At 39.2% G+C, this 26,925-nt stretch carries 26 protein-coding genes and 2 tRNA genes; 10 read left to right on the top strand and 18 right to left on the bottom strand.

Annotated elements, in window-relative coordinates:
- From N3A72_04600 to N3A72_04590, 3 genes are all read right to left on the bottom strand, one after another.
- The coding region (locus N3A72_04600; protein ID MCX7918883.1) for a type I restriction-modification system subunit M at positions 1–694 on the bottom strand (694 nt) is incomplete at its 3' end.
- A 348-nt stretch (positions 695–1,042) separates the two neighbouring features.
- Positions 1,043–1,117: transfer RNA gene (locus N3A72_04595), tRNA-Gln, on the bottom strand.
- A gap of 188 nt (positions 1,118–1,305) precedes the next feature.
- Entirely contained in the window at positions 1,306–1,536 is a 231-nt protein-coding gene (locus N3A72_04590; protein MCX7918882.1) for a hypothetical protein, read from the bottom strand.
- Between the two features lie 407 nt (positions 1,537–1,943).
- On the opposite strand from N3A72_04590, the gene selB reads away from it, so the two are divergent.
- The 7 genes from selB to N3A72_04555 all read left to right on the top strand — a co-directional run bounded on the left by selB (position 1,944) and on the right by N3A72_04555 (position 9,407).
- On the top strand, positions 1,944–3,851 hold the full coding sequence (gene selB, locus N3A72_04585; GenBank protein MCX7918881.1) for a selenocysteine-specific translation elongation factor: 1,908 nt from the start codon (positions 1,944–1,946) through the stop codon (positions 3,849–3,851).
- Between the two features lie 81 nt (positions 3,852–3,932).
- Positions 3,933–4,029, top strand: a tRNA-Sec gene (locus N3A72_04580).
- Between the two features lie 75 nt (positions 4,030–4,104).
- Positions 4,105–4,392, top strand: coding sequence for a GIY-YIG nuclease family protein (locus N3A72_04575; GenBank protein MCX7918880.1), 288 nt, complete (start codon positions 4,105–4,107; stop codon positions 4,390–4,392).
- Between the two features lie 143 nt (positions 4,393–4,535).
- Entirely contained in the window at positions 4,536–5,741 is a 1,206-nt protein-coding gene (locus tag N3A72_04570) for an argininosuccinate synthase (protein MCX7918879.1), read from the top strand.
- Positions 5,742–5,808: 67 nt separating this feature from the next.
- On the top strand, positions 5,809–7,302 hold the full coding sequence (locus N3A72_04565; protein ID MCX7918878.1) for a 5'-nucleotidase C-terminal domain-containing protein: 1,494 nt from the start codon (positions 5,809–5,811) through the stop codon (positions 7,300–7,302).
- A 107-nt stretch (positions 7,303–7,409) separates the two neighbouring features.
- Positions 7,410–7,622 (top strand): hypothetical protein, encoded by a 213-nt coding sequence (locus N3A72_04560; protein ID MCX7918877.1) that lies wholly within the window; start codon positions 7,410–7,412, stop codon positions 7,620–7,622.
- 87 nt (positions 7,623–7,709) lie between these two features.
- Complete coding sequence (locus N3A72_04555; protein MCX7918876.1) at positions 7,710–9,407, top strand: tetratricopeptide repeat protein; 1,698 nt, start codon at positions 7,710–7,712, stop codon at positions 9,405–9,407.
- 51 nt (positions 9,408–9,458) lie between these two features.
- Here N3A72_04555 and N3A72_04550 read toward each other — a convergent pair whose 3' ends face one another.
- From N3A72_04550 to N3A72_04535, 4 genes are all read right to left on the bottom strand, one after another.
- The gene (locus N3A72_04550; protein ID MCX7918875.1) at positions 9,459–9,686 is read right to left on the bottom strand and encodes a hypothetical protein; all 228 of its coding nucleotides are present in this window, start codon (positions 9,684–9,686) and stop codon (positions 9,459–9,461) included.
- Between the two features lie 83 nt (positions 9,687–9,769).
- Positions 9,770–10,057: a hypothetical protein gene (locus N3A72_04545; GenBank protein ID MCX7918874.1), complete on the bottom strand. Its 288-nt coding sequence runs from the start codon at positions 10,055–10,057 to the stop codon at positions 9,770–9,772.
- Positions 10,047–10,877: a CDP-diacylglycerol--serine O-phosphatidyltransferase gene (gene pssA / locus N3A72_04540; protein ID MCX7918873.1), complete on the bottom strand. Its 831-nt coding sequence runs from the start codon at positions 10,875–10,877 to the stop codon at positions 10,047–10,049. The genes N3A72_04545 and pssA overlap by 11 nt, the downstream gene beginning before the upstream one ends.
- A gap of 59 nt (positions 10,878–10,936) precedes the next feature.
- Complete coding sequence (locus tag N3A72_04535; GenBank protein MCX7918872.1) at positions 10,937–11,590, bottom strand: phosphatidylserine decarboxylase family protein; 654 nt, start codon at positions 11,588–11,590, stop codon at positions 10,937–10,939.
- Between the two features lie 273 nt (positions 11,591–11,863).
- Here N3A72_04535 and N3A72_04530 point away from each other — a divergent pair, with 273 nt between their 5' ends.
- Both N3A72_04530 and N3A72_04525 read left to right on the top strand, forming a co-directional pair.
- A complete protein-coding gene (locus N3A72_04530) occupies positions 11,864–12,850 on the top strand; it encodes a hypothetical protein (protein ID MCX7918871.1) in 987 nt (328 codons plus the stop codon).
- Between the two features lie 20 nt (positions 12,851–12,870).
- Positions 12,871–13,821 (top strand): LD-carboxypeptidase, encoded by a 951-nt coding sequence (locus tag N3A72_04525; GenBank protein MCX7918870.1) that lies wholly within the window; start codon positions 12,871–12,873, stop codon positions 13,819–13,821.
- A 69-nt stretch (positions 13,822–13,890) separates the two neighbouring features.
- Here N3A72_04525 and N3A72_04520 read toward each other — a convergent pair whose 3' ends face one another.
- The 8 genes from N3A72_04520 to lexA all read right to left on the bottom strand — a co-directional run bounded on the left by N3A72_04520 (position 13,891) and on the right by lexA (position 21,999).
- Positions 13,891–14,076 carry a hypothetical protein gene (locus N3A72_04520; protein MCX7918869.1) on the bottom strand — a complete coding sequence of 62 codons (186 nt, stop codon included), beginning with the start codon at positions 14,074–14,076 and terminating at the stop codon, positions 13,891–13,893.
- An 87-nt stretch (positions 14,077–14,163) separates the two neighbouring features.
- On the bottom strand, positions 14,164–15,045 hold the full coding sequence (gene era, locus N3A72_04515; GenBank protein ID MCX7918868.1) for a GTPase Era: 882 nt from the start codon (positions 15,043–15,045) through the stop codon (positions 14,164–14,166).
- Positions 15,046–15,203: 158 nt separating this feature from the next.
- The gene (locus N3A72_04510; GenBank protein MCX7918867.1) at positions 15,204–15,815 is read right to left on the bottom strand and encodes a DUF502 domain-containing protein; all 612 of its coding nucleotides are present in this window, start codon (positions 15,813–15,815) and stop codon (positions 15,204–15,206) included.
- Positions 15,816–15,887: 72 nt separating this feature from the next.
- The gene (ybeY, locus tag N3A72_04505) at positions 15,888–16,319 is read right to left on the bottom strand and encodes an rRNA maturation RNase YbeY (protein ID MCX7918866.1); all 432 of its coding nucleotides are present in this window, start codon (positions 16,317–16,319) and stop codon (positions 15,888–15,890) included.
- 55 nt (positions 16,320–16,374) lie between these two features.
- Entirely contained in the window at positions 16,375–18,672 is a 2,298-nt protein-coding gene (locus N3A72_04500; GenBank protein MCX7918865.1) for an HDIG domain-containing protein, read from the bottom strand.
- A 36-nt stretch (positions 18,673–18,708) separates the two neighbouring features.
- Entirely contained in the window at positions 18,709–19,734 is a 1,026-nt protein-coding gene (locus tag N3A72_04495; GenBank protein ID MCX7918864.1) for a PhoH family protein, read from the bottom strand.
- Between the two features lie 292 nt (positions 19,735–20,026).
- On the bottom strand, positions 20,027–21,250 hold the full coding sequence (locus N3A72_04490) for a putative DNA modification/repair radical SAM protein (protein MCX7918863.1): 1,224 nt from the start codon (positions 21,248–21,250) through the stop codon (positions 20,027–20,029).
- Positions 21,251–21,375: 125 nt separating this feature from the next.
- The gene (gene lexA, locus N3A72_04485) at positions 21,376–21,999 is read right to left on the bottom strand and encodes a transcriptional repressor LexA (protein ID MCX7918862.1); all 624 of its coding nucleotides are present in this window, start codon (positions 21,997–21,999) and stop codon (positions 21,376–21,378) included.
- A gap of 132 nt (positions 22,000–22,131) precedes the next feature.
- Between lexA and N3A72_04480 the strand changes: the two genes are divergently transcribed.
- A complete protein-coding gene (locus N3A72_04480; GenBank protein ID MCX7918861.1) occupies positions 22,132–23,076 on the top strand; it encodes a fumarylacetoacetate hydrolase family protein in 945 nt (314 codons plus the stop codon).
- Positions 23,077–23,137: 61 nt separating this feature from the next.
- Here N3A72_04480 and N3A72_04475 read toward each other — a convergent pair whose 3' ends face one another.
- From N3A72_04475 to N3A72_04465, 3 genes are all read right to left on the bottom strand, one after another.
- Positions 23,138–25,081: an ABC transporter permease gene (locus N3A72_04475; GenBank protein MCX7918860.1), complete on the bottom strand. Its 1,944-nt coding sequence runs from the start codon at positions 25,079–25,081 to the stop codon at positions 23,138–23,140.
- A gap of 96 nt (positions 25,082–25,177) precedes the next feature.
- A complete protein-coding gene (locus tag N3A72_04470) occupies positions 25,178–25,975 on the bottom strand; it encodes a hypothetical protein (protein ID MCX7918859.1) in 798 nt (265 codons plus the stop codon).
- A 39-nt stretch (positions 25,976–26,014) separates the two neighbouring features.
- Complete coding sequence (locus tag N3A72_04465) at positions 26,015–26,902, bottom strand: ABC transporter ATP-binding protein (protein ID MCX7918858.1); 888 nt, start codon at positions 26,900–26,902, stop codon at positions 26,015–26,017.
- Positions 26,903–26,925: the final 23 nt, after the last annotated feature.

The following is a 26,925-nucleotide window of genomic DNA, read 5'->3' as shown; positions in this document are numbered from 1 at the left end:
AGGTAGGGTCTTGCCCGTATTTTTCCCTGAAACGGAGAAAGGTTTTTATTAATAGCCCGCCGGAACCGCAACATGGGTCGTAAACTTCCTGCCCCGGTTCTGGGTTTAAAATATATCCCATCAATATGGCAACTTCCTTCGGCGTGTAAAATTCTCCCGCTGATTGACCGCTTCCCTCTGCAAACTTCCTCAAAAGATATTCATAAGCTCTGCCCAGTATGTCAGGCTCTACGTCTTTTTTGTCTAAACGATGTTTGCCGAGAATTTCTATAAGTCTTTTCAGGCTTTCATCACTTATGAGCCGTTGTCCTGCTGTGGTAGCGTTAAAATCTACAATGTCAATTACGCCCTGCAGTTTTGGATTTTCCCTAGCAATTGCTCTTACCACATCGGTGAGATATTCGCCTAGCCCTATAGTCAGCTTTGAGATGGCAGACCATCTTGCCTGCTCAGGTAGATAGAACCGAACAAGATTATGGTCTTTCTCAATCAGCTCTTCAGCAGTTTTTCTGCTGGTAAATTTTTCTCCAAGTGCTTCAAGTTCATCATCAAAAACATCTGAAAGTCTTTTTAAAAAGATTAGCGGCAGTATATAATCTTTATACTTTGGTGCATCAACCTCTCCTCTTATACTACAAGCAGCCTCCCATAACCAGTTTTCAAGTGTTTTTATATCTAAACTGTTATTTACCATGTTCTACTCCTCAATAGAAAATACTTTTAACTGTCCATGTTTTAGAAGTTCTTAAATTGTATCATAATTTGGAGTCATTCTCCTTCTCTCTCGAGCTAACACTGACCTCTCAGCAAATTTTTTGATAAAATTAATGGTAAGATTTTAGATTAAGTCGAATTCAAGGGTATTATTCTTCTTACGCTTACGCGATAGCTAGTATCTTTACTAGCGGAATCTAACAATACCAATAGGCATCGAATGTATCTAGTGATTATACTATCAAATATTCAACATTATAGCAAGAATAGTTAAGGAATCATTATACACTCTAGGTAGGTCGGGAAAAGAAATGTTACTTTATGGAAATGGCTGCCCCGCTAGGACTCGAACCTAGACAAACAGATCCAGAGTCTGTCGTGCTGCCAGTTACACAACGGGGCAGTGAATTTGATTTGTATATATACATTGTATCATTATCGGTTGAACTTCTGCAATGAACACTACCCGAATTCGCACGCAATCATATGTTTATCCATCGACTATTTCTAAAAAAAATAAAAAGGATTTTAGGATATCTCTATTTTTTAAAGTGCCTAAAATCCTTCACTCTCTTGCTGAATGCAAATTATCTATATCTGATACGCCCAACTATAATCATCATCATTTTGCTCTAGATATCGCTGTTCTAATTCAGCGATTCGCCGTTGTTCATCTTCATCATACCAGGTGAAACTGGGCATCTCGTGGTCTTCCCAGAGCGTTTCCGGACTCGTTATCACTCTTCTCCGCCGACCACGCCGTCGCGGTTTATTTGATATCGTACTCTGCATCGGTGAGACTCCTTTTTTTCTACGTCCCATAGTATTCTACCTCCTTCAATGATAACGATGTTTTGCCTGCTATATAAAAAAAGGAGAGTTATTATATACTAAATACCTAGAAAAGTCAAATTAAAAATGGTTGTTAACAAAACTAAAATTCTATAAATTTGTATAGTTGATTTGGCTCACTGTGAAACCCCATTGAAATTGGTATTACAGGTGTTTAGTGGAAACTTGAGGTTATTCTGAACTAGTTCGGTGCAGCTCCAAATCCGTTCGAAATCCGAAGCGGAAGCGGAGAGAAATTAAGGCAATAAGCTATTGCCTTAATTCTCTTATACTCTTTCTAGGTTATTCTAACTGATTATGCTAAAATAGTTATTTATATATCAGCTACGAATAAATATGCGCAAATATTCGTATTCGTAGCAAATTAAGTTCTATATATGCCATTTATTATCGGAACAGCAGGTCATATTGACCATGGGAAAACGGAATTAATTAAAGCGTTAACCGGTATCGAAACGTATCGGTTCAAAGAAGAACGGGAACGTGGAATAACCATTGACATCGGATTTGCGTATTTCGATTTACCGACGGGCGAACGAGCTGGAATTGTTGATGTTCCTGGTCATGAACGTTTCATCCGAAATATGCTCGCCGGAGCGACAGGAATAGATTTAGTGTTATTTGTTGTTGCTGCCGACGATGGGGTTATGCCGCAAACGCAAGAACACCTGGAAATTCTGCATTTGCTAGGGGTAAGCCACGGAATATTCGTTATCACCAAAATTGATTTAGTTACGCCGGAACGTATCCAAACGGTCATCCAACAAATCCAGCGGTTATCCGCAAATACTACCTTAGCCCACTTCCCAATTCTCCAGGTCTCTGCAATAACCGGACAAGGAATTCCTGAACTGAAACAAAAGATTATTGAAGAATCGAAAACTGTTCCTGTTCGACCAACAACCGGCTATTTCCGTATGCCAATCGATCGCGTATTCGTTCTACCTGGATTCGGGACGATTGTTACCGGAACTCCTGCATCCGGTATAATCCGACAAGGTGACCCGGTTCGCATTCTACCACAGAATATCGAAACCCGTGTGCGTAGTATCGAAGTGCATAATGTTCCAGCAGAACTAGCGCAAACTGGTCAACGAACTGCGCTCAATCTTCCAGGAATAGAGAAAATTCAACTCCATCGTGGGAATGTTGTCTGTGCCCCACAGTTGAAAAGAACCACCACCCGAATTGATGTCCAATTCTATCTGCTTCCATCAGCGAAATTAGACCTGAAATCCGGAATAAAATTACGGTTGCATACCGGAACCGCAGAAGAACTTTGTCATATCCACTTCTGGAACCGAGCGAAATTGTTTCCGGGAGAAACAGCGTTCGCGCAATTGAAGTTGCAAACGCCGCTCGCAGTTTGGCGAAATGACCGATTTATTCTCCGCGACGAACAAGCACAACATACACTCGGCGGAGGTAAAATTATCAACGCATTCGCTGAACGATATCGATTGCCAACTGAATCAATTATTTCTGCAATGCACCATTTAGCTTCAGATAATTTGAAAGAAATTGTAGTTCAGTTCCTAGCTATATCGCAACATCTAACGATTCCAGTTTCGGATTTAGCAGAATATGTAAATCAGCGAATAGAAGAAACATTTGCATTCCTCAATACTATCGAAGAAATCAAAGTCTTCGAATCGGAAACTATTCCTGAAGCTGCATTACAATCCCGAATCCAACTAATGAAGGAGAATATCATTGGACGGATTCGCGAGTTCCATCAAAAAGAACCATTACAGCCGGGAATAGATTACGAATCATTAAAAAGCTTGGTTGCTCCAGAAGTAGTACCGAAAATATACCGACAAATTATCGCAGAATTAGTCTCGCAGCAGAAAATTATTACTGAAGGTAAATTTATCCGATTGCCTGAACATCAAATTGTATTTACCCCAGAAGAACAGAAAATTCGGGATTCGATTATTACATTATATAAAACTCGGAAATTTGACCCGCCTCGTATTGAAGAAATCTCTGCTTTACTGCACCTATCGGATAAATCGGTAATGAAAGTTTTAAAAGCATTAGAACAGCTTGGTATATTCATTAGGTTATCAACGGATATTTATCTGCGAAAAGATGAGTTTGAAGAAGCGAAATCAAAACTAATCGAGCTATTTACTAAATCTGCTTCTGGTCAGGTTAAAGCTGCGGAATTCCGAGATGCGTTAGGAACATCTCGGAAATTAGCTATCCCATTACTTGAATATTTTGATAGAATAGGATTAACTTTGCGAAAAGGTGATTATCGTATCTTAAGAAAACATTAAATCTTACTGCAGAAGCACAGAGCACAATTATAGGTAGCTCTACTAACTCCTATCTTCTGACTACTGTTTACTGTTTCTACCGGAAGAGGATGGCGACCGGTGTCGCTGCCGGACTTCAAATCCGTGTGTTCCGATGACGAATCGGGATGGTAGGTTCGACTCCTATCCTCTTCCGCCAGACTTCGCTAAAGCTTCGTCTGGCAGGCCAGACTATGCATAGCTTATACTAAATTTAAGCAAGAAAGGAATCAATATGTGGTATGTTTATATTCTAAAAGATAAAGAAAATACGATTTATATTGGGTCAACAAATGACTTAAAACGGCGAATGGCTGAACATAAAGCCAATAAATGCTACACGACTAAACAGATGAAAGAAATAGAGTTAGAAACATATATCGCAGTAAAGAAGGAAAATACCGCAAGAAAATTGGAAAAATATTTAAAAGGAGGATCTGGAAAAGCTTTTCTAAAGAAACGACTTTTATCCGACGAAGTTTCAACGAAGTCGGACCTATCCTCTTCCGCCAGACTTCGCTAAAGCTTCGTCTGGCAGGCCATCTTTCTCTTATTGAACATAAAAACAATAGATATAATTCTTTCTCTTGATAGTTATATTCCATTTATTCCGATTTTAATCTATAATAGTAATATCAATAAATACAGTTAAGAAAGGGTAATAGTATGGATAAACCGAAAAAAGTAGTTTTAGCGTATTCTGGCGGATTAGATACGTCCGTCATGATAAAATGGCTGGTTGAAAAATACGGCTGTGAAGTTATCGCGTTCACCTGCGATATCGGTCAGGGAGAAGAATTGGAACCGTTGCGGGAAAAAGCGATTAAAACTGGTGCGAGTAAAATCTATATTCAAGATTGCCGAGAAGAGTTTGTTAACGACTTTATCTTTCCCGCATTGAAAGCGAACGCTATTTATGAAAATAAATATTTATTAGCTACCGCACTTGGTAGACCGCTTATTACCAAACATCTGGTAGAAATTGCAAAAAAAGAGAACGCGGATGCCGTTGCCCACGGTTCTACCGGAAAAGGCAATGACCAAGTCCGATTTGAAGTTTCTGCAATGGCGTTAGCGCCGGAATTGAAGGTATTAGCGCCGGTTCGAGAATGGGAATTAAAAACCCGAGAAGAAGAAATCGAATATGCCCAAAAACACGGGATTCCGGTTTCGGCAACGAAAAAGAGTCCGTATAGTCTCGACTTAAACTTATGGGGAATGAGTATAGAATGTGGAGTTCTCGAAGATCCTTGGGTAGAACCGCCGGCAGATATCTATAAATTAACGGTTGCGCCGGAACTTGCACCGAAAACGCCAACGTATGTCGAAATTGAATTTGAAAAAGGTATCCCTGTGGGACTAAATGGACAACGGAAAAATCCGGTAGATTTAATTACCGAATTAAACAAGATTGCAGGAGCGAATGGTATCGGCAGAAGTGATTTAGTTGAAAACCGATTGGTTGGTATTAAGTCACGTGAAGTGTATGAAGCGCCAGCAGCAACTGTATTACATTGGGCACATCGTGAGCTAGAAGCAATGACGCTTGATCGGGAAACCGCGCATTATAAAGAGTTGATAACCCAGCGGTATTCTGAACTCGTTTATTACGGACTCTGGTTTTCACCGCTGAAAAAAGCACTCGATGCGTTTATTGATGTTACCCAAGAAACCGTAACCGGAACTATCCGAATGAAATTACTTCAAGGAACTTGTGTTGCAGTTGGTCGGAAATCGCCATATTCGTTATATAAACTTGATTTGGCAACGTATGAAAAAGGAGATTTATTCGACCAGAGTTTATCGAAAGGGTTTGTTGAAATCTTCGGCTTACCGATAAAAATTGGCGCTGCGGTTCGTGCAAAGAAATAACTGGTAGAACAATAAAAATTTAACGAGGCGTATCGGTATACGCCTCATCTTTTTTGAGGGATAAACGATGAAGATGAAAATGAACCATAAATATTATATATATTCGATAACAATTCTAATATGTTTAATTTTAGTTTGTTCACCAGCACCAGCCGCAGCAAAAAAGGTTAAGCTGACAATTTTATATACGAACGATGTTCACGGCCATATTCTGCCGTTTGACGATGCATACCAAGGGAAAGATGCGGGTGGAATCGCTCGACGAGTAACTGTCATTAAGCAAATTAAAAAACAGAATCCCAATACGCTACTGCTTGATGCTGGCGATTTATTATCCGGCACGCCAATCTCTGGATTCTTTAAAGGGGAAGCGGATTGGAAATCAATCGAATTAGCTGGATACGACGCTATGGCTATCGGAAACCACGATTTTGATTACGGACAAGAGGTGTTACGGAACGCAATAAAAACTTGCAAGGTGCCATTACTTTCAGCAAATATCATTGAACAATCGACCGGTAACTTACTAGCGAAACCATATCTATTCAAATCTTATTCAGGATTAACTGTTGCAATTATCGGATTGACTACGCCCACAGCACCAACTTCAACTCATCCGAAAAATGTAGTCGGATTAAGTTTTGGTAATCCCCAAGAAACAGTTCAAAAATATCTACCCGAATTGCGGAAGAAAGCGAAATTGATTATTGTCTTATCTCATCTTGGTTACGGAGAAGACCGGGAATTAGCTGAACAGGTTAATGGCATTGACATTATTGTCGGTGGACACAGTCATACAAAATTGTTGAATTATCAAGAAGTGAATAGAACGATAATCGTTCAGGCATTACAATGGGGATTATACCTCGGTCGGCTAGATGTAACCGTGGAGAAAGGGAAAATAATAGATAAAAAAGCAGAGTTGATTCCTATAACGAATACCATTCCAGAAGATACAAAAGTCGCACAAGCGCTATCAGTCTATGCGGATAAAGTCAAACAGAAAATGGCTGAAGTAGTAGGGGAAACGAAAGTGGATTTAGTGCGCGGAACATACGAAAATCCGCAGTCGAACTTATCAACGTGGATTGCCGATGTCTTCCGTGAAACGGCACAAGCGGATATTGCGTTTCAGAATTCAGGTGGTATTCGCGCAAATATTAATAAAGGGAAAATAACGTATAACGACATTTACTCGGTTTTGCCGTTTGAAAATGTTTTGGTCACCATTGAATTAACCGGAGCACAGGTTCAAGAGCTATTCGATTTCATCGCTAGCGCAGCGCAATCCGGTCGCGATTCCGGGCAGATTTCCGGCGCAACGTTTACCGTCCGCGACGGGAAAGCCGTAAATATTTTAATCGGCGGAAAACCGTTATCCCTTGATAAAACCTATAAACTAGCAACAAACGATTTTCTCGCTAGCGGTGGTAGTCGGTTCACGGTATTAAAACAAGGGAAAATCATTCACTATGGCGACAATTTACGCGATGTACTTATTAACTACTTAAAAACCCATCCGGTTATAAACCCGGTATCCGAAGTGAGAATCAAATTTTAATAGAATAATGGTTTGATAGCAAGCAGTACGGGACGACGGTTTTTTAAGGAAAGGAAGAAAGCGAAAACGGTCTCAATCATACATGCGTTAAACGTTCATCTGGGAACATGAAGAAACTTTTGATCACATTAAATAACGAAATTATTTTTGCCGACCCCGGTCAAGAAGTACAGCATATTTTATCCGCACACGATTTAGAAGCATGCCGAAATGGAACTGCAATTATCGTTGACCAATGGGGTAACGAAGTCGGACTCGAGGGCGCTTTATTTTCTGGTGAAAAACTGACAGTTAAGTATATTACCAATTCAAATTCCTAGTTTACAATTCCTAAATCAAACTAAGGTAAAAATCTAAAGATTCATATAATGCGCAATAATATTTTCATCTCATTCCTATTATTCTTTGTGTTAAATTCTTGGTTGTTTGCAAGCAACCAAAATCCGGAAAATGGAATTTATTTTTCTGAAACCGACCCCAATCCAACGAGGTATTTATCCGCTGATTCCGCTACTTTCATCGATGCGAGTGTTTATACCAACTATCTTCTAGCTACCTACTACCAAGAAATTGACGATCGAGAAAGTATGATTTCTGAATTGCAACAAGCGATTGAACTCAAGCCAGATGACCCGAGATTACGGTACGAACTCGCTGAAGCTTACTATCGCAATAACGACTTCGACCAAGCGTTAACCGTTCTCGGTAAGCTTAACCAATTGGATGCGAAATACGCTTCCGCCTACCTCCTTGCTGGGAAAATCTACATTCATCTCAATAAACCTGAACAAGCATTAGCGGCATTATCACAGGCGACAACTTACGCTCCCACTGATTGGGAAAGCTATATCCAGCTTGCCCAACTTTTACAAGAGGAAAATAAAATTAATGAAGCTATCACGGTATATCATCAAGCAGCAGCAATCAAACCGGACGATTTTTTATCCCAATTCCGGTTGGGATTCCTCTCTGCCCAAAATAAGAACTACACTGATGCGATTACCTATTATCAACGCACCATTCAGCTGGCACCACGATATCTACCGGCATATTTTTATCTTGGTTTCATTTACGATATCACTGGAAACATAACCGATGCCGCATCGACTTATCAATCTGCATTAATTATTGAACCGCGATCCCCGGAATTACACTACCGTCTCGGTATACTCTATCAACGGCAGAAACTCTATGAAAATGCTATTCTAGAACTAGAACAGACCCTGCAGTTAGATACGACAAATATCCAAGCGCGATTCGCGCTCGGTGAATGTTATTTCTTCAACAATCAACTGATGCAGGCGCAAGCGCAATTTGAACAGTTAACTACACACCGTCGGCTCGGGATTCGCGCTCAATATTATCTCGGGCTCATTGCTGAAATGCAACAGAATTACCTCATTGCATTAGACAGATTCACTACCGCATTAAGTCTCGATATCTATGCAGCGGATAAAGATGAAGCATATATCCATATCTACCAATTATTTAAACAGATAACAAATCTTGCCGGAGCGATAGACTATTTCAAAATGCTCCTAGCCCGAGGGAATAATCAGCCGGTATTCTATTTATGTTTAAGCTGGGCGTATACCGATTTGAAACAGCTAGATAATGCGAAATCCATAACATTAGAAGGATTGACGCGCTATCCCCGTGACGAGGATTTAATATATCAGATGGGAATTATCTATGATCGACTCAATGATACGACGAATGCCGAATTGATGTTCAAAAAAGCTATTGAGATAAATCCGAAAAATGTAGATGCGTTAAATTATCTTGGGTATATGTATGCAGAAAAAGGAATAAAATTAGATGAAGCAGAACAATATATCAAACAAGCATTAAGTTTGGAACCGAATGCTGGTTATATACTCGATAGTCTCGGTTGGGTATACTATAAACAAGGGAAATTTGATGCCGCATTAATCGAACTACAAAAAGCGATTGCCATTACCACCACGGACGCCGTTCTCTACGACCATCTCGGAGATACTTACAAAGCAAAAGGAATGATACAATCGGCGCTTGATGCTTGGAAAAAAGCACTTGAACTCGACCCGTTGAATGAATCTATCCGCAAGAAACTAGAATCGAAATAAACTAATAGTGTCCGAACATCTTCTTAACATCTTCTTACTGAACTGAGCTATCTAAAACGAAATTACCTTAAATAATACTAACAATAGCACTCCCCCACCAACTGCGATTAACCATCCGATTTTCTTTTGGAAAACTAAGGCTAGCACTAATCCAAACGCTATCAATCCAATTCCTGCAAATCCTTTTGCGGCATCAGCTCCCCACGCAATTTTGTTTATTTTCGCTTCCGGACCCCATTCAACCATCAGGTTTTGAATCGAACTGATGAAACGAAGCATGGTATTCACCTCGCTTATCTCCTAACGTTAGGTTGCACTAGCATAATATGAACATGCCGTTTTCTAGTTTATCGCTTTTCCGTTTATGGTGTTTTGCTAACCAGATTATATTTAAACCCGCATAAATGATCCACATCAGCTAAGTCACGATAGTCTATCGGAAAAGCACGGCAAGGAGCGAACCGTTTATCATAAATTATACACTGTTTATCTTTGAGAAACGGACAACGAAATAATAATTGGCAACATCGCGCACATCGTTGACATTGTCCTTGACGTTTCGTAAGCATTGTATAAACGTATTGTTTCTGGAAATGCGCAAGATAGAGTCGTCTAAGTTTACCTTTTGCTTCCTGGAATTTACTTGCCATGCGATACCGGAGATGTTATTTGCGAAGATGTAGTTTCCGGATGTAGCGGCAAATGCGGATGTCTGTCTCCATGAGGCTGAGGCAAGAGATTTTTCGCTGGTAAATATGCTTGGAGCATTGGAATTTTCCATAATGGAATCCGTATATATACCGCAATTCCAATTCCAACATACATCGCAAAAAATGCAAAGATGAGAATAGCATAATAATCAGAAAAAACAATCATTAACCCGGTGATTAAAACCAACATAACCAAAGTATTAAAAGGACGACGTCGTTCTAAATGCGCCCGTTTTAGATTGAAATAGGGAATTTTACTCACCATCAAACATGCCATTAGCACTGCAATGATCGGTAGGGTACGTTGAATTACCAACCATTCATGACTCCGATATACCATAATAGCGGAAAGTAGCAATCCAGCCGCTGCAGGACTTGGTAATCCGACAAACACCTGACTTTCTTCCGTTCGCGCTTGTACATTAAACCGTGCGAGTCGTAATGCCGCACAAATTACATACAGTACACTCGCTGCTAACGCGGCTTTATTATGCCACGAATTTGCTAATCGATACACCAAAAATCCTGGCGCAACCCCGAACGAAACGAGGTCGGATAACGAATCATAATTCATCCCAAAACTACTGCTGGTTCCGGTTAATCGTGCAATTTTTCCATCAAGACCATCAAAAAAAATCGCCCCTAATATCGCCCATAGGGCAAAATCAATTTTGTTATGATAAATATAGGTGATGGCAAGAAATCCACAGAATAAACTCGCCGTAGTAAAAAGATTGGGTAAAATATATATTTTTTTCATAAAAAGGGTGTATTGAATTGAAATTTATTCTAATTTTGTTGAATTATACCTCAGTTAAGTTATTCTTTCGAAGGGGTTAGCACTGCAATAATCGTTTCGCCCGCTTTAACTTTATCTCGCAATTTAACGCGCAGTTCTGCCTCTTTAGGAATAAATATTTCAACCCGAGAACCGAACTTAATTAAACCAATTCGCGCTCCAGAACTAACAGTTTCGCCAATGCCTAGATAACATACAATCCGACGCGCTAACATTCCTGCAATCTGTTTCACTAAAACTCGCTGGGTTCCATTATCAATTCCGACTAAATTATGTTCGTTATATTGTGATGCTTTTCCGCTCAATGCGTTCTTAAACCGACCTCGCTGATAATTAAGATATTTTATTTCACCGGATATCGGCGCTCGATTTACATGGACATCAAAAATAGATAAAAAAATCCCTACCCGTCTTACTGGTTGCTGAAAAAATTTCTCTTCAAATACTTCGGAAATATCAACAATCGTCCCATCTGCTGCTGAGAGTATTGTGTTAGGGTCATCAGAACCGATTCGGTCTGGGTCACGGAAAAAAAAGAGGATAAAACCGAGCGCACCCAACGTAATCAGACCCGGTAACCACAATCGCAAAATGATGCATTGCATACATATGACACTAAAAATAACCACGATATTTCGAGCTTCAGACGATATTCTTATCTTACCTACCCGCATTTTGACAACATCACCTCTTTTTTATGTTTACTTCAAATAGGAGTCATTTCTAAATTTTTATTTATTAACCTTAATAAAATAACACACTTATAATTATATGGTCAAGTAACATTATCTATCAATCCGCACTTGGTTGAACTGTGCACTATGCTTGACAAGACAAATAACCTTAGTTTAATATGTTCTATAAAAGCTATTTCCCGTCGTCCTAGCTTTAGCAGCGGACGATGCCAATGTTTACCATTATTGTTCTTGTAATCCATGGAGAAAGGTATGAAAACAGGTGTAAGTTATTTCGGCAATCGTATTCTCCGTCATGTGAAAGAAGATATGCATGATATCATTGCGCATCATTGTAATTTTGTCGTGCATACGTTTAGCGAAAATGATTTACAATTTTATAAAGAAACAGTGCGAGAAATGGTGCGGATTTGCCACGATATGGGGTTAGAAGTTTATCTCGACCCGTGGGGTGTAGGTGGAGTCTTCGGTGGTGAAGCCTATACTGCGTTTGCTACAAAAAATATTGATGCTCGGCAGATTCGACACGACGGCATTATTACACCGGTCGCTTGTCCGAACCAGCCGAAATTTCGTGCGTTTCTTAAAGATTGGATTCATGTTGCAGTTTCGATGAACCCGCAGGTGATTTTCTGGGACGAACCGCATTTTTATATTCCCGGCTGGTTTGGTGACACACCTGGCTGGACTTGCCACTGCAAAGTGTGTCAGCAACTTTTCCAAGAACAGTTCAATCGACCTCTACCAAAAGAAAAGACTGATGAAGTTATTCAATTTCAACATACTTGTTTATTGGATTTTCTTAACGAGATGTGTACTACCGTTAAAGCGGATAATCCAGCAGTGAAAAATGCTATCTGCGTTCTACCGAGCGAAAATACTGACCATTGGGACCAAATTGCAAAACTAGCTTCAGTAGATATTTTCGGTACCGACCCGTATTGGACTTGGCATAACCGTGATGTTCAAACTTATGTCGGCGAATATGCATCGAAAATTCACGACTACGCAAAAAAGTATCAAAAAGAAGGGCAAATCTGGATTCAAGCGTTTCGTATTCCGCGTGGAACTGAAAAAAATGTCGGCGTAGCAATTGATACCGCTTATGCGCATGGAATTCGGAACATCGCTGCTTGGGGATATGAAGGATGCGGTTGTATGTCGCATATCGCCTGTGATAACCCAAGTTTAGTCTGGGAAATCATCGGCGAACATTATAAACGGTTGTATTTGCTCTAAATTCATACTCTAATTCATTCATGGATATAAAACCGAAAAGATTAACGAAAGGCGATACCATCGGAATCATTGCGCCATCTAGTCCGGTTAAGAAACTCAAACTGAAACGAAGTATTGAACGGCTCAAACAACTTGGATATAAAATCAAACTGGGTAAACATGTATTCGACGAATACGGTTATTTAGCGGGAATTGACCAGGCGCGAGTCGATGATATCAATGAGATGTTCACTGACCCTGAAGTTGACGCGATATTCTGTGCTCGCGGTGGAGTAGGTTCAACGCGAATTATTGCAAAGCTCGACTATGAGAGTATCCGAAAACATCCGAAAATTTTTGTTGGATATAGTGATATCACCGCTTTACTCAATGCTATCCACCAGCAAACTGGATTAATCACATTCCATGCCCCGATGGTCGAATCAGGGTTTAGTCACACTGCGGATACATTCAGTCAAAAACTGCTATTTCAGTTATTATCCAGTCCAAAACCATTAGGGAAAATTGTTTTCCCTACTGATAACCCAGGGTCAGCGGCACATTGGAAAGTTCTGCGGCATGGTATAGCAACTGGGAAATCCATCGCTGGTTGTATCTCGGTTATTCAAACGCTCCTTGGTACCCCTTACGAATTCGACCTACGCAATAAACTATTTTTCTGGGAAGATGTTGATGAAGAACCGTATCGTATTGATCGAATGCTAGCACATTTTAAATTAACTGGTAAGCTGAATCAAGTTACCGCTATTTTAACTGGAAAATTAGTCAATTGCAAACCGAAAATACCCCATAAACCTTCCTTAACGTTACCGCAAATACTGCGTGATATACTCAGTGACTTGAATGTTCCGGTTGTATACAATTTAGGGTTTGGTCATGGGAAAGTAAATTTCCCGATTCCGCTTGGAATTGAAATGAAACTTGATACGTTACGGAAAGAACTCATTTATCTGGAAAGTGCTGTATCGTAACCTGCGGTCATTAGTCAATGACCAGTTAACTATTTAAACATTAACCATCGGAATACCGAACAAATGATGTTACCGGAAAAAATTCGGGACTCCGTATAACAATAATCCAAATATCATCAACACTATTCCAACGAGAAGTGTCAAAGGTTTCCATTTCGATTTTTTACCGAAAGCCATTTCATCAACGGCGAACCAGAAACCATAGCTGGTTAAACTGAATCCAGCGATTGCTATAATCAAAAAAAGATAGCGCATATGATAAAACCTCGTCTTGGAATGTAAGCAAGTTGATGTAGTTGGCGCAAAGATAAAAAACTTCTCTACCTCGATACTTGTTAGGAATCAACCGTTCATAAGTTTAACTGCGGTTGCATCTTTCCGCCAGTTTTTCTTAACCTTAACCCATAAGTCTAAATATACTTTTTTTTGTAAAAATAATTCCACTTCTTTACGAGCCGCTTGCCCGATTTCTTTCAATTTTTTACCATTTGTACCAACTAAAATTTTTTTCTGTGAATCTCGTTCAACATAAATTACCGCTTTTACATAGGTGAGCGCATCATTCCGTTCCTTCACTTCTTCCGTGACTACTGCAACGCTATACGGTATTTCCTGATGAGTTAATCGATAAACTTGTTCACGAATCAATTCACTGATGAAAAATCGTTCAGTCCGATCGGTTAGCATATCTTCCGGATAATACTGAGGTCCTTCGGGAAGAAAGGCAACGATTTTTTGTAATAATTCAGAACAACCAGTGCCATGTAAAGCAGAAATATATACCGCATCAACAAATAGCCCGGATTGGAATAGCGTATGATGTAATGATTCCGCTTGTACTGGGTTCAAATCTATTTTATTAATTACTAAAAGGGTAGGAACTTTTTTTGATTCAATCAACTTTAAGGCTAACTGGTCTTCAGTAACCAAAGATTCATCTGCCGCAACAAGAAACAATAATAAATCTACGTCTGCAACGGTTTCCGTGATTTGCGACTGCATATATGCATGTAACTGGTCTTGCGGTTGATGGACGCCAGGAGTATCAATAAAAATAATCTGATAATCCTTTTGAGTCAAAATACCAAGGATGCGAGTCCTAGTAGTTTGCGGTTTTTCAGAAACTATCGCTAATTTCTGGTTCAAAAAATAGTTCAATAGCGTTGATTTACCTACGTTTGGTTTTCCGATGATTCCAACATAACCAGATTTATATCCTTGCATAGTGTTTGGTATGAAGCGTAAGTGTATCCGGTTAGAATATCACCAACTCGAAGTAACGGTTAAGATTTTATCTCTTGTTGAGACTCACTCGCTCACGCACGCCTATACTCCGTAATTCCTATACTTCCGATACTATTACTATATCCATAACCGGTAGATTATTTCTTTTGCGGTATAACCACTCCTGCGGAAATAACTAATTTTAACCCTTCTTCAACAGTCATATCTAAAGGAATAACTTCCCTTTTAGGCACGGCAATAACAAATCCCGTAGTCGGATTCGGCACAGTGCAAATAAATACATACACCATCGGTTCACCGACATGAGCTTCGAGTTCACCCGTATGCACATTCGTTACAAATCCTATACTATATATTCCTTTTCGCGGATATTCGATAGCAACAACCTGCTGAAACAATTTCTTTTTCCGAGTTAAAATTGCTGTGATGACCTGTTGCGTAGCGAGATATATTTTGTTGATTAACGGAATTCGTGCCATTAAACTATCGCTGATTTTAATCAACCGCCGGCCGAAATAGTTCTGAGCAATTAATCCAACAAACAAAATGATGATAATTAAAACGATTATCCCTAATCCGGGGATAGGTTTATCATTAATTTTTACGAAATCACGTAACCATCCATCGATAATATTAAACGCACTCCAGACCACATAAATGGTTACGACCAGCGGTATAATAACCAGTAATCCCGTTAGAAAATAATTCCGTAATCGGATGATATATTTTTCTTTTTTCTCATTAGGCATAGGATATAAAAAAATTAATTAGGTTTTCAGTTTGGAAACTGACACCTCATTAAAACAACAAGTTAAATCAAATTAATCAGGTTCAGGATGCGCTTCAATTTTGAATTTTGTTAAATATTCTCGTTCTTTAGCCCGCATTTTCCGTCGTTCGCTCGGTTCGATATCATCATATTTGAGTAAATGAAGTATCCCGTGAATTAACAGATAACTCAGTTCATCTATGAGAGAATGACCATATCGAGTTGCTTGTTGTTCTGCTGTTTCAACTGAAATAACGATATCTCCCAGAATTCGACTATCATCTTGAGGAAATGCGATAACATCAGTCGGTCGGCGCTTATGAAAATAGTGGCGATTTAATGCCATAATTTGCTTTTCATCAGTTAATAAAATACTCAGCTCGACTGATGGACGTTTCTCCTGGAGCAAAACCGCTAGCGCTAACTTTTTCAATTTCCGTATGATATTTCGCGGCAAAGGATATTTCGCTTGTATTGTCACCATACCTCAGGTTGTTATCCCGATTTATCGCGATGGATCAATAATGGTATTATGCTAGTTACGGAGATTCAACGAACTCCGCTGTTTCCGGATATTCGATTCGGCGATGATATTTTAATAATAACGAACGCACGAAACTTTCCGTGATCAAATGTAAATCACGAAGGGTTAACTCGCATTCTTCCAACTGCTCATCAGTAAACCGGTCATTCACCAATTTCCGAACGAGCAGATGAATCTCTTTTTCCGTTGGATTTTCTAATGAAGCAGTCGCTGCTTCCACGGCATCAGCTAATAAAATGATAGCCGATTCAATGGTTTGCGGTTTGGGTCCCGGATATCGAAAATGTGATTCATCTAATTCTTCACCGTTTTCAGTCATCTCATGCATCTCGAGTGCTTCTTGATAAAAATATGCTATCAACGTTGTTCCATGATGTTGTTCGATAATATCAATTATCGGCGGCGGAAGACGGTGTTCTTTAGCCAACTCGACACCGTGTTTAACATGATTTTTAATGATTAACGCACTCATATACGGTGATAACTTACCGTGTTTCCGTTTTTCTTCTTCAGTAAGCTGATTTTCACTAAAATATTCCGGTTTCATTAACTTACCAATATCGTGATAATATGCCGCAATACGACATAGTAACGCATTCGCACCGATAGCTGATGCAGCAGAATCAGCTAATGCGCTTACGCTAAGACTATGTTGATACGTTCCGGGCGCTTCCGTTTCCAATCGAGTTAACAGTTCCGATTTGGTATCTGAGAACTCAAGTAATTTCCAGTCAGTAGTTAAATTAAATAAACGTTCAAATCCGGGGAGAAAACTTATGGTTAGGATATAGCATAGAATACCATTAGCTAAACCGGAGAAACTATCTAGGAGGAGTTCTGCAGTATTCCAGTTTGCCGGAGAAAACATTGATTGGTCGAATAAGAATAGGACAATGATACCGACAAAATTGATTGCGCTAATCCGTAACCCAGCTCGAATTAAATCCGTTCGTTTTTTGAGATGGGATAAGGTTAACGTCGCAATCATTCCTGAAAGGAGAAAAACTAATACATGTTTAACTTCTAATCCGACCATTATTCCTAATAAAACTGCAATACTGGTTACCATTAACAATGCAAATCGAATCTCAAACATTATACCTGCTAACATAGCAAATGCTCCTACCGGGACTAAATATGCTGAGCCACCAAACCAAACAACTATCCGGGCAATTGCGACCGTAATAACCCACAATAAACATGCCGGCGCTATTGTATAAAAATCTTGGATGATTTTGGGATAATAAATTCGCAAATAAACTAAGGTGAAATAAGCAAATAAAATCAGAAGTATCGCTCGACCAAGCATAATTCCGATAGCCGCGCGAACCCTGATTCGATTTAATTCTTCGAGAATAATTTTATCTTTCGCCGTGATAGGATGTTTCGCTTGAACGATGATATCTCCACGTCGTTTAACTATTTTCTCTATTGGCAAGGTCGGTTCCAGTTTTGCTAAATACGCTGCTGTCTTTTCCTTATCGACTTTCAACGAGGGATATAAAACATGATGAAATAACTCGTTGAGCGCTTTCCGTAACCCGCGGTCCTCTTCATTCGGAAGTAAGGTAGACAAACGACGCAAACTTTTCTTTTTCGCTTCTGAAAATTCCACGATATTTTCAATGTGAACTGGATATTCTTGTTTGGTGGTATCCGAATATACCAAAAGGTTTCTCGACCGTTGAGCGAATTCGAAATCTTCCGCACTTAACGTATATGTTGACATCACTTCTGCAACAATCTTTTTCGTTATCTCGTTTAGGTTCCGATAGTGTGCATAACGTAGCAACGTGGCTATAGCATTATCTGATATCGGAAACGATATTTGCTTTTTCACAGATTCAATTTTATCTATCGTTGAAAGTCCAGGAATTCGACTGATCTGTTGTGCAGTGGAATAGATAGTATATAACTCATTTAAAATCCGTTGCGTACCCTGAGTATCTTCAACCAGAATCAATGGTAGCTGCGGGTATAGTTCTGCTCGCTTCCGGTTCGTTTCTTCTTGGTCGACAACCGATAACGAAAATGGCGCCCGAATATCCTTTTCCGGAATCATATTTAATTCTGTTGGATACGGAACAAATAAGAAATCCGGAATTAAAAGGAATAAGAGCGCTAAAAAAGAACCGACTAAAACTGCGACGATTTTTGCTTTGAGCGAAAAGTGCTGCTGCTGATTCTTACTATCGTCTTCGCTCGAATAACTCCTAGTTTTTTTAATAAATCCGCGTAATATCGGTTTTCGCGGTCGAACTTGTTTTTCCCGTTTCAGTTTAATTTTCTTCATACGATTGCCGATAACGGTAACTTTCTGATTAAATGGTTATCCCCCATTTTTTACCTGGTGGGTTGCATATGCTTTAATTATCTCTTGAACCAATTCGTGGCGAACAACATCTTCGCCGCTAAAATATACAAACGATATTCCAGAAATATGTTTAAGAATCGTTTCCGCTTGAACTAAACCCGACCCCTTACCACTCGGTAAATCAATTTGGGTTATATCGCCCGTTATAACCGTTTTCGAATCAAATCCTAACCGAGTCAAAAACATTTTCATCTGTTCACTGGTTGTATTCTGCGCTTCGTCTAGGATAATAAACGAATCGTTTAACGTTCTGCCTCGCATATACGCTAACGGTGCAACTTCAATTATCCCTCGTTCAATAAACTCCTGAACTTTTCGCGGGTCCATCATATCGTATAACGCATCATATAATGGCCGGAGATATGGTGATACCTTCTCATGGATATCTCCAGGAAGAAACCCTAATTTTTCTCCCGCTTCTACCGCAGGTCGAACGAGAATAATCCGTCCGACTTTATCGGTGGTTAACGCTTCAACTGCCATTGCCATTGCTAGATAGGTTTTGCCGGTTCCTGCTGGACCAATAGCAAAAACAATATCATGGTTCCGAATCGATTGGAGATATCGTTTCTGCCCGGGGGTACGTGGATAAATCCGGCCGCGCTTAGATGGAACAACAACATATTCAGTGGTAGATTCATCGGAATTAGTTACGTGCTCTATTTTCGATTTACCGGAACTTTTTACCCGTTGTTCTTCTTCTAATTCTTGTCGAGTCGTGCGGATAATAAACTTTATATCCTGGAGACTGAATGGATGGCGTTCTCGAATTAAGGTGAGAATCTCATCTAATACTTCCGCAACCAGAGAACTATTCGGACTATCTGCTCGAAATCGAACTTCATTCCCACGAACATAAATAGGAATTGAAAATGCCGATTCGATGAGTTTGAGATATTCATTCCGCGGTCCGCACAACCGCATTATCTCTTCGTCTTTAAGGGTGAGTATCCGAAACTCAGTGGTTTTCGAAGTATCCATCTAAATCAAATTCCAAATCTCAGGTTCCAAATTCCTAACCCATGCACAACAATACATACTCTACTGCTAATATTGTCATTCCTATAAAAAACTTCTCGTTGATATTAAAGTTTGAGATTTTGGTTTAAATATAGTATAGCATACGATAAAAAGAATAACAAACAAGCAAAAAAGACAAAATATATTAAGGATACACATATAAATTAAATCATTGATTTTATTATGGTTAACCAAATTCCGGAGTCTGGAATTTGATTTTTTCTCGGCAGTAAAAAATCACAATAAGTAATGGTTAAGTTTCTTCCCAGAATTCAAGTTGGATAGATTGTTCGGTAGGTTTGATTGGCTTAACAATGGCGGCAACAATTCCCGCAAAACTCTGTCGGTTAATTTTTTTACCGTTAACCAGCAAGAAATTTTGTGCGCGTTTGGTGACTACTCCAATTTCCTTTAACTGCGAGATGTCGGTAAAGCGAACGGTTTTCCGTAAATTAACGATCCGTTTTGCTGACTGTGGTCCAATTCCTGGAACACGCAATAATATTTCATAGTCCGCTTGATTGACTTCAACTGGGAAAAAAGCTGGATGGTTAATCGCCCAGACATATTTCGGGTCAGCATCAAGCGGGAGATTCTGCGATTTATCGAAAGTTAATTCCTCTAATCTAAACTTATACTGTCTCAACAAATAATCCGCTTGATATAATCGGAGTTCACGAGTCGGAGAAGTACTCGCTACTTTTTCTAACGGAGTATCTGAAATCGGTTGGAATCCGCTGAAATATGTTCTCCGCAGTTTTTTGGTCTTATACAACCAGTCAGTTGTTTTTAATAATTCTAAATCCGTTTCATTTGCTGCACCAACCACAAACTGGGTGGTTATTCCGGCGTGTAATCTGCCCTGCTCTACAAACGATTGCAACCAATTGATTCGGGTTAATAAATCGTGGTGAAAATCTTTATTACTAGCAATCTGGTTTAACCGATTCGAATTTGGCGCTTCTAAATTAATTGACGACCGACTAGCTAATCTTGTTGCAACATCTACTAATGCATAACTTGTCCCTGGAAGAATTTTTAAATGAATGTACCCGTTAAATTGCTTTTTATTCCGCAGTATATCCGCTGTTTTTATCATTTGCTCCATAGCGCTATCTGCAGTCGGATATACTCCGGAACTCAAAAATAATCCTTTAACCAGTCCAAGTCGATAATATTGCAGAAATATGTCCGCTAATTCTTCTGGTTGGAACGTTATCCGTGGGATATCGCGCGATTTCCGGTTAACACAATAGAAACAATCTTTATTGCAAAAGTTAGTTTGTAGAACCTTAAATAGCGGGATACATCTGCCATCGGACAAGAACGCGGGATATATCATACTATTTGGTAATCCCGTTGACCGACGACGAGCTTGATGATAACTTGGTTTCCCTTGATATGTTCTAGATGAAGAACAACAGATGTCATATTTCGCTGAAGAACCGAGCAGTTCGAGTTTTTGGAAAGTATCCATTTTAAAAAGCAAATCTCAAGTTCAACATCCCAATGTCAAATCAACGTCTTAATCACTCGATATTTAAAATAAATTCTCTTTGAGTATTTAGGATTAAGATTAAATTTGACATTTGGATTTGGGATTTAATTTAGGAACCGGTATACCGCAATTACTTTGCCTTGTATTTGCACTTCTTCAGGAGAAACATATAACGGACCGAGTGTATCATTCGCTGGTTGAAGTCGTATTTGACCATTATCGTGATAGAAATATTTTACCGTTGCTTCATTTTCAATTAATGCAACCACAATATCTCCGTTATTCGCGGTATTCTGAACCCGAGCGATAACATAATCACCGTCATATATCCCGGCATCAATCATACTATCCCCTTTAACTCGCAACGCAAAACAATCCGCTCCACCAGCGACATTCTGTGGTATCGGTAAATACCCGGTAATATTCTGTTCCGCTAGTAACGGACTCCCAGCCGATATCGTTCCAAGAACAGCAACTTGTTTTACAGAATCGAGCATACTTGAACTAGTTTTCCCGACAATAGTTATACCGCGAGAAATATTCGGTATTCGTTTTATATACCCTTTTCGTTCGATAGCAGTTAAATGGTCAACAACTCCTTTCGGCGACTTGATATGAAACTTCTGGCTAATTTCGCTTATTGATGGCGGATATCCTGTTTGGTTTAAAAAATTGGTGATAAAATCTAATATTTGTTTTTGTTTATCAGTTAACTTTTTAGACCGCATAAAAACTTTCCCTCCTTAATATATATGTTCTACATATATTTATACTATATATTTGCGCTGATGTCAAGTAAAATTAATAAATTCCTTACTTTATAATTTATTTTTTGGGAATAATATGGTATGCTATTAGCTATGAAATTATTAAATATCATCATTCAACCCGAAAATTTTAATGCAGAAAAATCTTTAGAACCATCGCCGCTCCCGAATATTGCGGTACAATATAACCATAAACTCATTGACCTACGAGCAGCGTTCGATGTTTATTCAACGGTAGAAGATTTAGAAAAAGAATATCCGTTTTATTTCACTGACCAACTGTTTAATGGAACAATACCATTCTCTGAGCTTATCATTGAGTTTCAGGAGATGCTTGAATTCCTCGAAAAGCATAAGCTCGTTGACCATTTTACCATCACGCAACCGTATCAATATCTCCCGCCGATATTACATCCACGGAAAATAGTTGCGTTAGGCAGGAACTATGCGGCGCATGCGATTGAACATGCCGGAGTTATCCCAACTGAACCGATTATTTTCGCGAAAGCAACCTCATCAATTATCGCTCATGAAGAACCGGTTATCTATAAGAAATATCTAACTCGAGTTGACCCAGAAGCAGAATTAGCGGTTATCATTAGCAAACAAGCGAAAGATGTTTCGGAAGAAAATGCGATGGAGTATGTTGCCGGATATACCTGCTTGAATGATGTTACGGCACGGGATATTCAGTATCAGGATATTGAAAAGAAACATCCGTGGTTCAGGTCGAAAAGTATTGATACCTTTTGCCCAGTTGGCCCCTATTTAGTTACTGCAGATGAAATCAACGGTCAGCCGGAACTCGATATCGAACTGAAAGTTAATGGGGAGACGCGGCAGAAAGATAATACCCGTAGTATGCTATTCAAAATCCCGAAATTGATTTCGTTTATCTCGCAGTATATGACGCTTGAACCTGGCGATATTATTGCTACTGGAACTCCGGAAGGAATGAAACCAGTCAAACCTGGGGATGTTATGGAAGTAACCATCGATCAACTCGGAACGTTACGCAATCCAGTAGTAGCAGAATAATGATAAGCGAATTTCCCGAATGGTCGAAAATGAATCGAATAGGTTTATTCACCGTATCCGATTACGATGGAAAGACTTGCCGAACCGTTTTACCGTCTGGGGTAACAATAAGTAACCGGTTGTTCTTCATCCTAAGATAATTTCCATCAGGCAGAAGGATATCCCCATATTCCCACGATACGGTATCATCAATTTTTTTAGATTCAATATCAATTGCTTTCCACTGGCTACCATAGCGTTTTTCGCGTTCACTATATTCAGCAAACATAATCTTTTTACTATCCGGAGACCATCCTTTAAGTTCCGCATCAAATTTCGGAATCAGTTTTATTTTCTGCATCGTTTCCAAATTCACTAACCATAACTCATAAATATTGCGCGTAGTAGTTCTACCGGTTGTTGGTTCGGTTTGAACCAATTTTTGTCCTTTCTGCAATTGCGTTATTGCGGATATCGCTAACCATTTTTCATCCGGTGACCGAGACCGTGACTTGAACATTAATCCTTCAAAAATCAGTGTGGTTTCTAAAGTATGCAAGTTCAGGAGATACAATTTTTTAGTCTCGCTCGTATCTGTAGCATTTTGTCCTAATAAAATCCACGTTCTATTTTTCGCCATGTTAGGAATCCAGAATTCATCATTTTGAGTGTGTTCCCATAATATATTTCCGTTTAGGGCAATGTGATGAAGAGTCCAAAACTTTTTATCTTTTACTTCATCTAGACTAAGAAGATAAATGGAGTTCCCATCAGGTGCCCAGCGGGGATATGTCCACCAATTAAGCGGTTTTTTGAATTTAATCTCTTCGGTTTTTCCAGTATATATATCAAGGTAATATAGTCTACCTCGAGAATCGAATAGTGAACGGATTGCATACAAAACCTTTCTACTATCAGGTGACCAGTCATGAAAATTTACATAGGTAAAAATCCCGCTTTGTTTAATATAGAATTGCTTAATTTTATATGTTTTGGTATCGAAAATGCCTAGTCTAGTTTTAACCAATCGTGATTCAACTAGATTAAATATCCCACGGTTACCCCCGATAATAAGATATTTTTTATCCGGCGAGACAGGTTCTTTGACGTAGAATAATTCATATCCTTTGCCTGGATATTTCTTATATGAACCGTCCTTTAATGAAATTAACCAATACCGTCCATTAGTAGCATATCTATATTCATTCTTTTTGATGATTCTGCAAATAACGGTATTATTATCAGGTAAGAGTTGAACATTAGATATTTCTGCAACCTGCTCTAATGTAACGGAATCCCAGTTCGATTGAATCAAAATGAGAATGCAAGATACAATTATCAACGTTATCGACAAGAAGGACAACCCGCGGGTAACCCGGTTTTTTACTAATACTAAATCTAACGATTGAAAGATATACCAACTGCTGCAAATAAGTATGATTATTGGAATAAATAATCCGCCATACCATTTATCGGAAAGATAAAATACTTCCGTGGTTATGAACCAAATCAACAAGAAAAACATCGTAAATACCAACGCGCTACCGCCAGCGGCTATGGTATTACTGGTAACGAGTACGGAACAGAATAACGCTACAGCGTAAAATAGGAAACCGACACTAATAAAATCGTTCAATTCCGTTCCCGTGAAATTGAAAAAAGTATCTAAGGAAACCGGTTTAGGTGTTAAATGAGATGTCAATACAATACTACCGATTGTTCCACAAACTAAAATAATACTCAATAATAATCCGATAACCGCCTTATATATCCATAGCCTATTGCGTGAGATAGGCAATATCAGCAAGAACGGTAACGTTTTATGCGCAAATTCTGTAGCAAAGATATTCGCAATCAGCATTGAAATAAATAACGGAACGATGACCAACAAATATTTCGGGTCACTTGCCATACCCACTAATTCGCGGTTGGTGAATGTAATAAAATTAACAAATCCGGCGAATATGATTCCGACGAGAACAATCGGCCAATTTTCTCTAAATTCCTTCCAAAAGAATAATCTCATAATCCAATGGTGCGAATGACAACGATTCAGTTAAATTTGTTTATTCGCATTATTCGCTATCATTAGCATTACTCGTGGTTAATTTAATCTCTGAAATTATTTCTCTAATAAAAAAGGTATCCAGCTTATTAAGAATGTCGGGAGTGCAATCCAAGCGATTTTCTTATACCATTCTTTTCGAAACGGTTGATACCAATAATCCGGAAAACAGAACACTACATGCGATATAATGATGAAAACGACCGATATTGGCATCAACAGGGGAAGGATATATCGCCAATCAAGTTTACCGTAATATTGAAATCCGAAATATAATATTACCAGAACCAGAACCGTCGCAATTTGGGAAGTAACACTGTTTTCGATTGCGGTTCCCATAAATATACTGATTGCAAAACCAGCTAGCGATATATAGAACGCATAGGGAACTACCCTAACTATATCCGCTTCGTTCCAGACCCAATATGCTCCTACTAGCCGATGGAATACGGCTACGATACAGAACGCTCCTGCTATTACTAGGAAACTATACCATACTTTAGCAAACCAGATTCGTGTTCGAGTTGTGGGATGAATAAAAAGAAACTGTAACGTTTTTTTCGCTCGTTCTTCAGAAAATAAAGAACCCATGGTGGCAGATACTATTCCACAAAACCAATAATACCATAATATCCGGATGGCATTATCATATACAACCCAATCTGATTTATTTGGTAAATTGCTCATAATTCTCGTATAAAGAAAAATCCGAAATAACCAGATTAATGCAAAATATCCAGCACAAAACAAAGCTATACCTAAGATAGATAATCGACTTTGCCGCCATTCTTTCCAAAGAAGTGCTGTAAGCATATCGAATAAATCGAATGTCAGCGAATGCATCGAATATGTCATTCGGAATATTCGCTATCATTCGGGTAGATTCGTGGCTGATTAGTTTCTCTTTCGGCAATATTCAACAAAGATATCTTCTAAATTCATATCAATGACTTCAGCGGATTTCGCTCGGAACCGGTTCTGTAACTCCGCAAGTTTCCGGTCATTAAAATCGGCAATGGTTAAAATCAATTCATGTGCGCTTTTTTCAACTCGCAATAGATTAGGAACTGAACCGAGTTCCGGCGGATTCGATTCAAAAATCAATCGCAGTTTTTTCGTCTGTTGTTTCAGCTGTTCCAGTTCGGTTTCGATAACCAATTTCCCGTTATGGATGATACCGATATAATCTGCAACGCGTTCAACTTCGTTGATGATATGCGATGAGAAGAAAACCGTTCTCCCTTCCTGTTCAATCAAATCAACGATACTTTCTAAGAATTCCCGGCGAACGATAGCGTCAAGCCCTGAGGTCGGGTCATCCAGTATCAAGAGTTCCGGTTCATGCGCTAATGCGAGGGTTAACATCACTTTCGCTTGCATCCCGCGAGATAACGTTTTTATCTTTTTCGATTTCGGCAGGTCGAACCGAGTTAGTAAATCTTCAGCGAGTTTGTTATTCCACGTCGGATAGAAACTACCGGTGAACTTGCAGATTTCAGTAACCGTCATCCAACTATACATCGTCTGGTCTTCCGGAACATACCCTACCCGCTTCTTAATCGCAACACTATCTTTGAGCGGATTATATCCCAACACTTCGACCGTTCCATCAGTCGGTTTCAGCAGACCAAGCATCATTTTAATCGTCGTGGTTTTCCCAGCGCCATTTTCGCCGAGAAAACCATAGATACTCCCTTTTTTAACCTGTAAACTGATATGGTCAACCGCAACCGTTTTCCCGAACTTGCGAACTAAATTCTGTGTCTGAATTATATTATCCATAAAAACTCCTTAAATAAAATTAA

The sequence above is a fragment of the bacterium genome (assembly GCA_026416715.1).
Classification (GTDB): domain Bacteria; phylum UBP4; class UBA4092; order JAOAEQ01; family JAOAEQ01; genus JAOAEQ01.
This window is presented reverse-complemented; position numbering and strand designations above follow the sequence as displayed.

Excerpts from the sequence above, each read along its gene's own strand:
- N3A72_04590 (MCX7918882.1), bottom strand. The coding sequence starts at position 1,536 with ATGGGACGTAGAAAAAAAGGAGTCTCACCGATGCAGAGTACGATATCA.
- selB (MCX7918881.1), top strand. The coding sequence starts at position 1,944 with ATGCCATTTATTATCGGAACAGCAGGTCATATTGACCATGGGAAAACG.
- N3A72_04575 (MCX7918880.1), top strand. The coding sequence starts at position 4,105 with ATGTGGTATGTTTATATTCTAAAAGATAAAGAAAATACGATTTATATT.
- N3A72_04570 (MCX7918879.1), top strand. The coding sequence starts at position 4,536 with ATGGATAAACCGAAAAAAGTAGTTTTAGCGTATTCTGGCGGATTAGAT.
- N3A72_04565 (MCX7918878.1), top strand. The coding sequence starts at position 5,809 with ATGAAGATGAAAATGAACCATAAATATTATATATATTCGATAACAATT.
- N3A72_04560 (MCX7918877.1), top strand. The coding sequence starts at position 7,410 with ATGAAGAAACTTTTGATCACATTAAATAACGAAATTATTTTTGCCGAC.
- N3A72_04550 (MCX7918875.1), bottom strand. The coding sequence starts at position 9,686 with ATGCTTCGTTTCATCAGTTCGATTCAAAACCTGATGGTTGAATGGGGT.
- N3A72_04545 (MCX7918874.1), bottom strand. The coding sequence starts at position 10,057 with ATGGCAAGTAAATTCCAGGAAGCAAAAGGTAAACTTAGACGACTCTAT.
- pssA (MCX7918873.1), bottom strand. The coding sequence starts at position 10,877 with ATGAAAAAAATATATATTTTACCCAATCTTTTTACTACGGCGAGTTTA.
- N3A72_04535 (MCX7918872.1), bottom strand. The coding sequence starts at position 11,590 with ATGCGGGTAGGTAAGATAAGAATATCGTCTGAAGCTCGAAATATCGTG.
- N3A72_04530 (MCX7918871.1), top strand. The coding sequence starts at position 11,864 with ATGAAAACAGGTGTAAGTTATTTCGGCAATCGTATTCTCCGTCATGTG.
- N3A72_04525 (MCX7918870.1), top strand. The coding sequence starts at position 12,871 with ATGGATATAAAACCGAAAAGATTAACGAAAGGCGATACCATCGGAATC.
- N3A72_04520 (MCX7918869.1), bottom strand. The coding sequence starts at position 14,076 with ATGCGCTATCTTTTTTTGATTATAGCAATCGCTGGATTCAGTTTAACC.
- era (MCX7918868.1), bottom strand. The coding sequence starts at position 15,045 with ATGCAAGGATATAAATCTGGTTATGTTGGAATCATCGGAAAACCAAAC.
- N3A72_04510 (MCX7918867.1), bottom strand. The coding sequence starts at position 15,815 with ATGCCTAATGAGAAAAAAGAAAAATATATCATCCGATTACGGAATTAT.
- ybeY (MCX7918866.1), bottom strand. The coding sequence starts at position 16,319 with ATGGTGACAATACAAGCGAAATATCCTTTGCCGCGAAATATCATACGG.
- N3A72_04500 (MCX7918865.1), bottom strand. The coding sequence starts at position 18,672 with ATGAAGAAAATTAAACTGAAACGGGAAAAACAAGTTCGACCGCGAAAA.
- N3A72_04495 (MCX7918864.1), bottom strand. The coding sequence starts at position 19,734 with ATGGATACTTCGAAAACCACTGAGTTTCGGATACTCACCCTTAAAGAC.
- N3A72_04490 (MCX7918863.1), bottom strand. The coding sequence starts at position 21,250 with ATGGATACTTTCCAAAAACTCGAACTGCTCGGTTCTTCAGCGAAATAT.
- lexA (MCX7918862.1), bottom strand. The coding sequence starts at position 21,999 with ATGCGGTCTAAAAAGTTAACTGATAAACAAAAACAAATATTAGATTTT.
- N3A72_04480 (MCX7918861.1), top strand. The coding sequence starts at position 22,132 with ATGAAATTATTAAATATCATCATTCAACCCGAAAATTTTAATGCAGAA.
- N3A72_04475 (MCX7918860.1), bottom strand. The coding sequence starts at position 25,081 with ATGAGATTATTCTTTTGGAAGGAATTTAGAGAAAATTGGCCGATTGTT.
- N3A72_04470 (MCX7918859.1), bottom strand. The coding sequence starts at position 25,975 with ATGACATATTCGATGCATTCGCTGACATTCGATTTATTCGATATGCTT.
- N3A72_04465 (MCX7918858.1), bottom strand. The coding sequence starts at position 26,902 with ATGGATAATATAATTCAGACACAGAATTTAGTTCGCAAGTTCGGGAAA.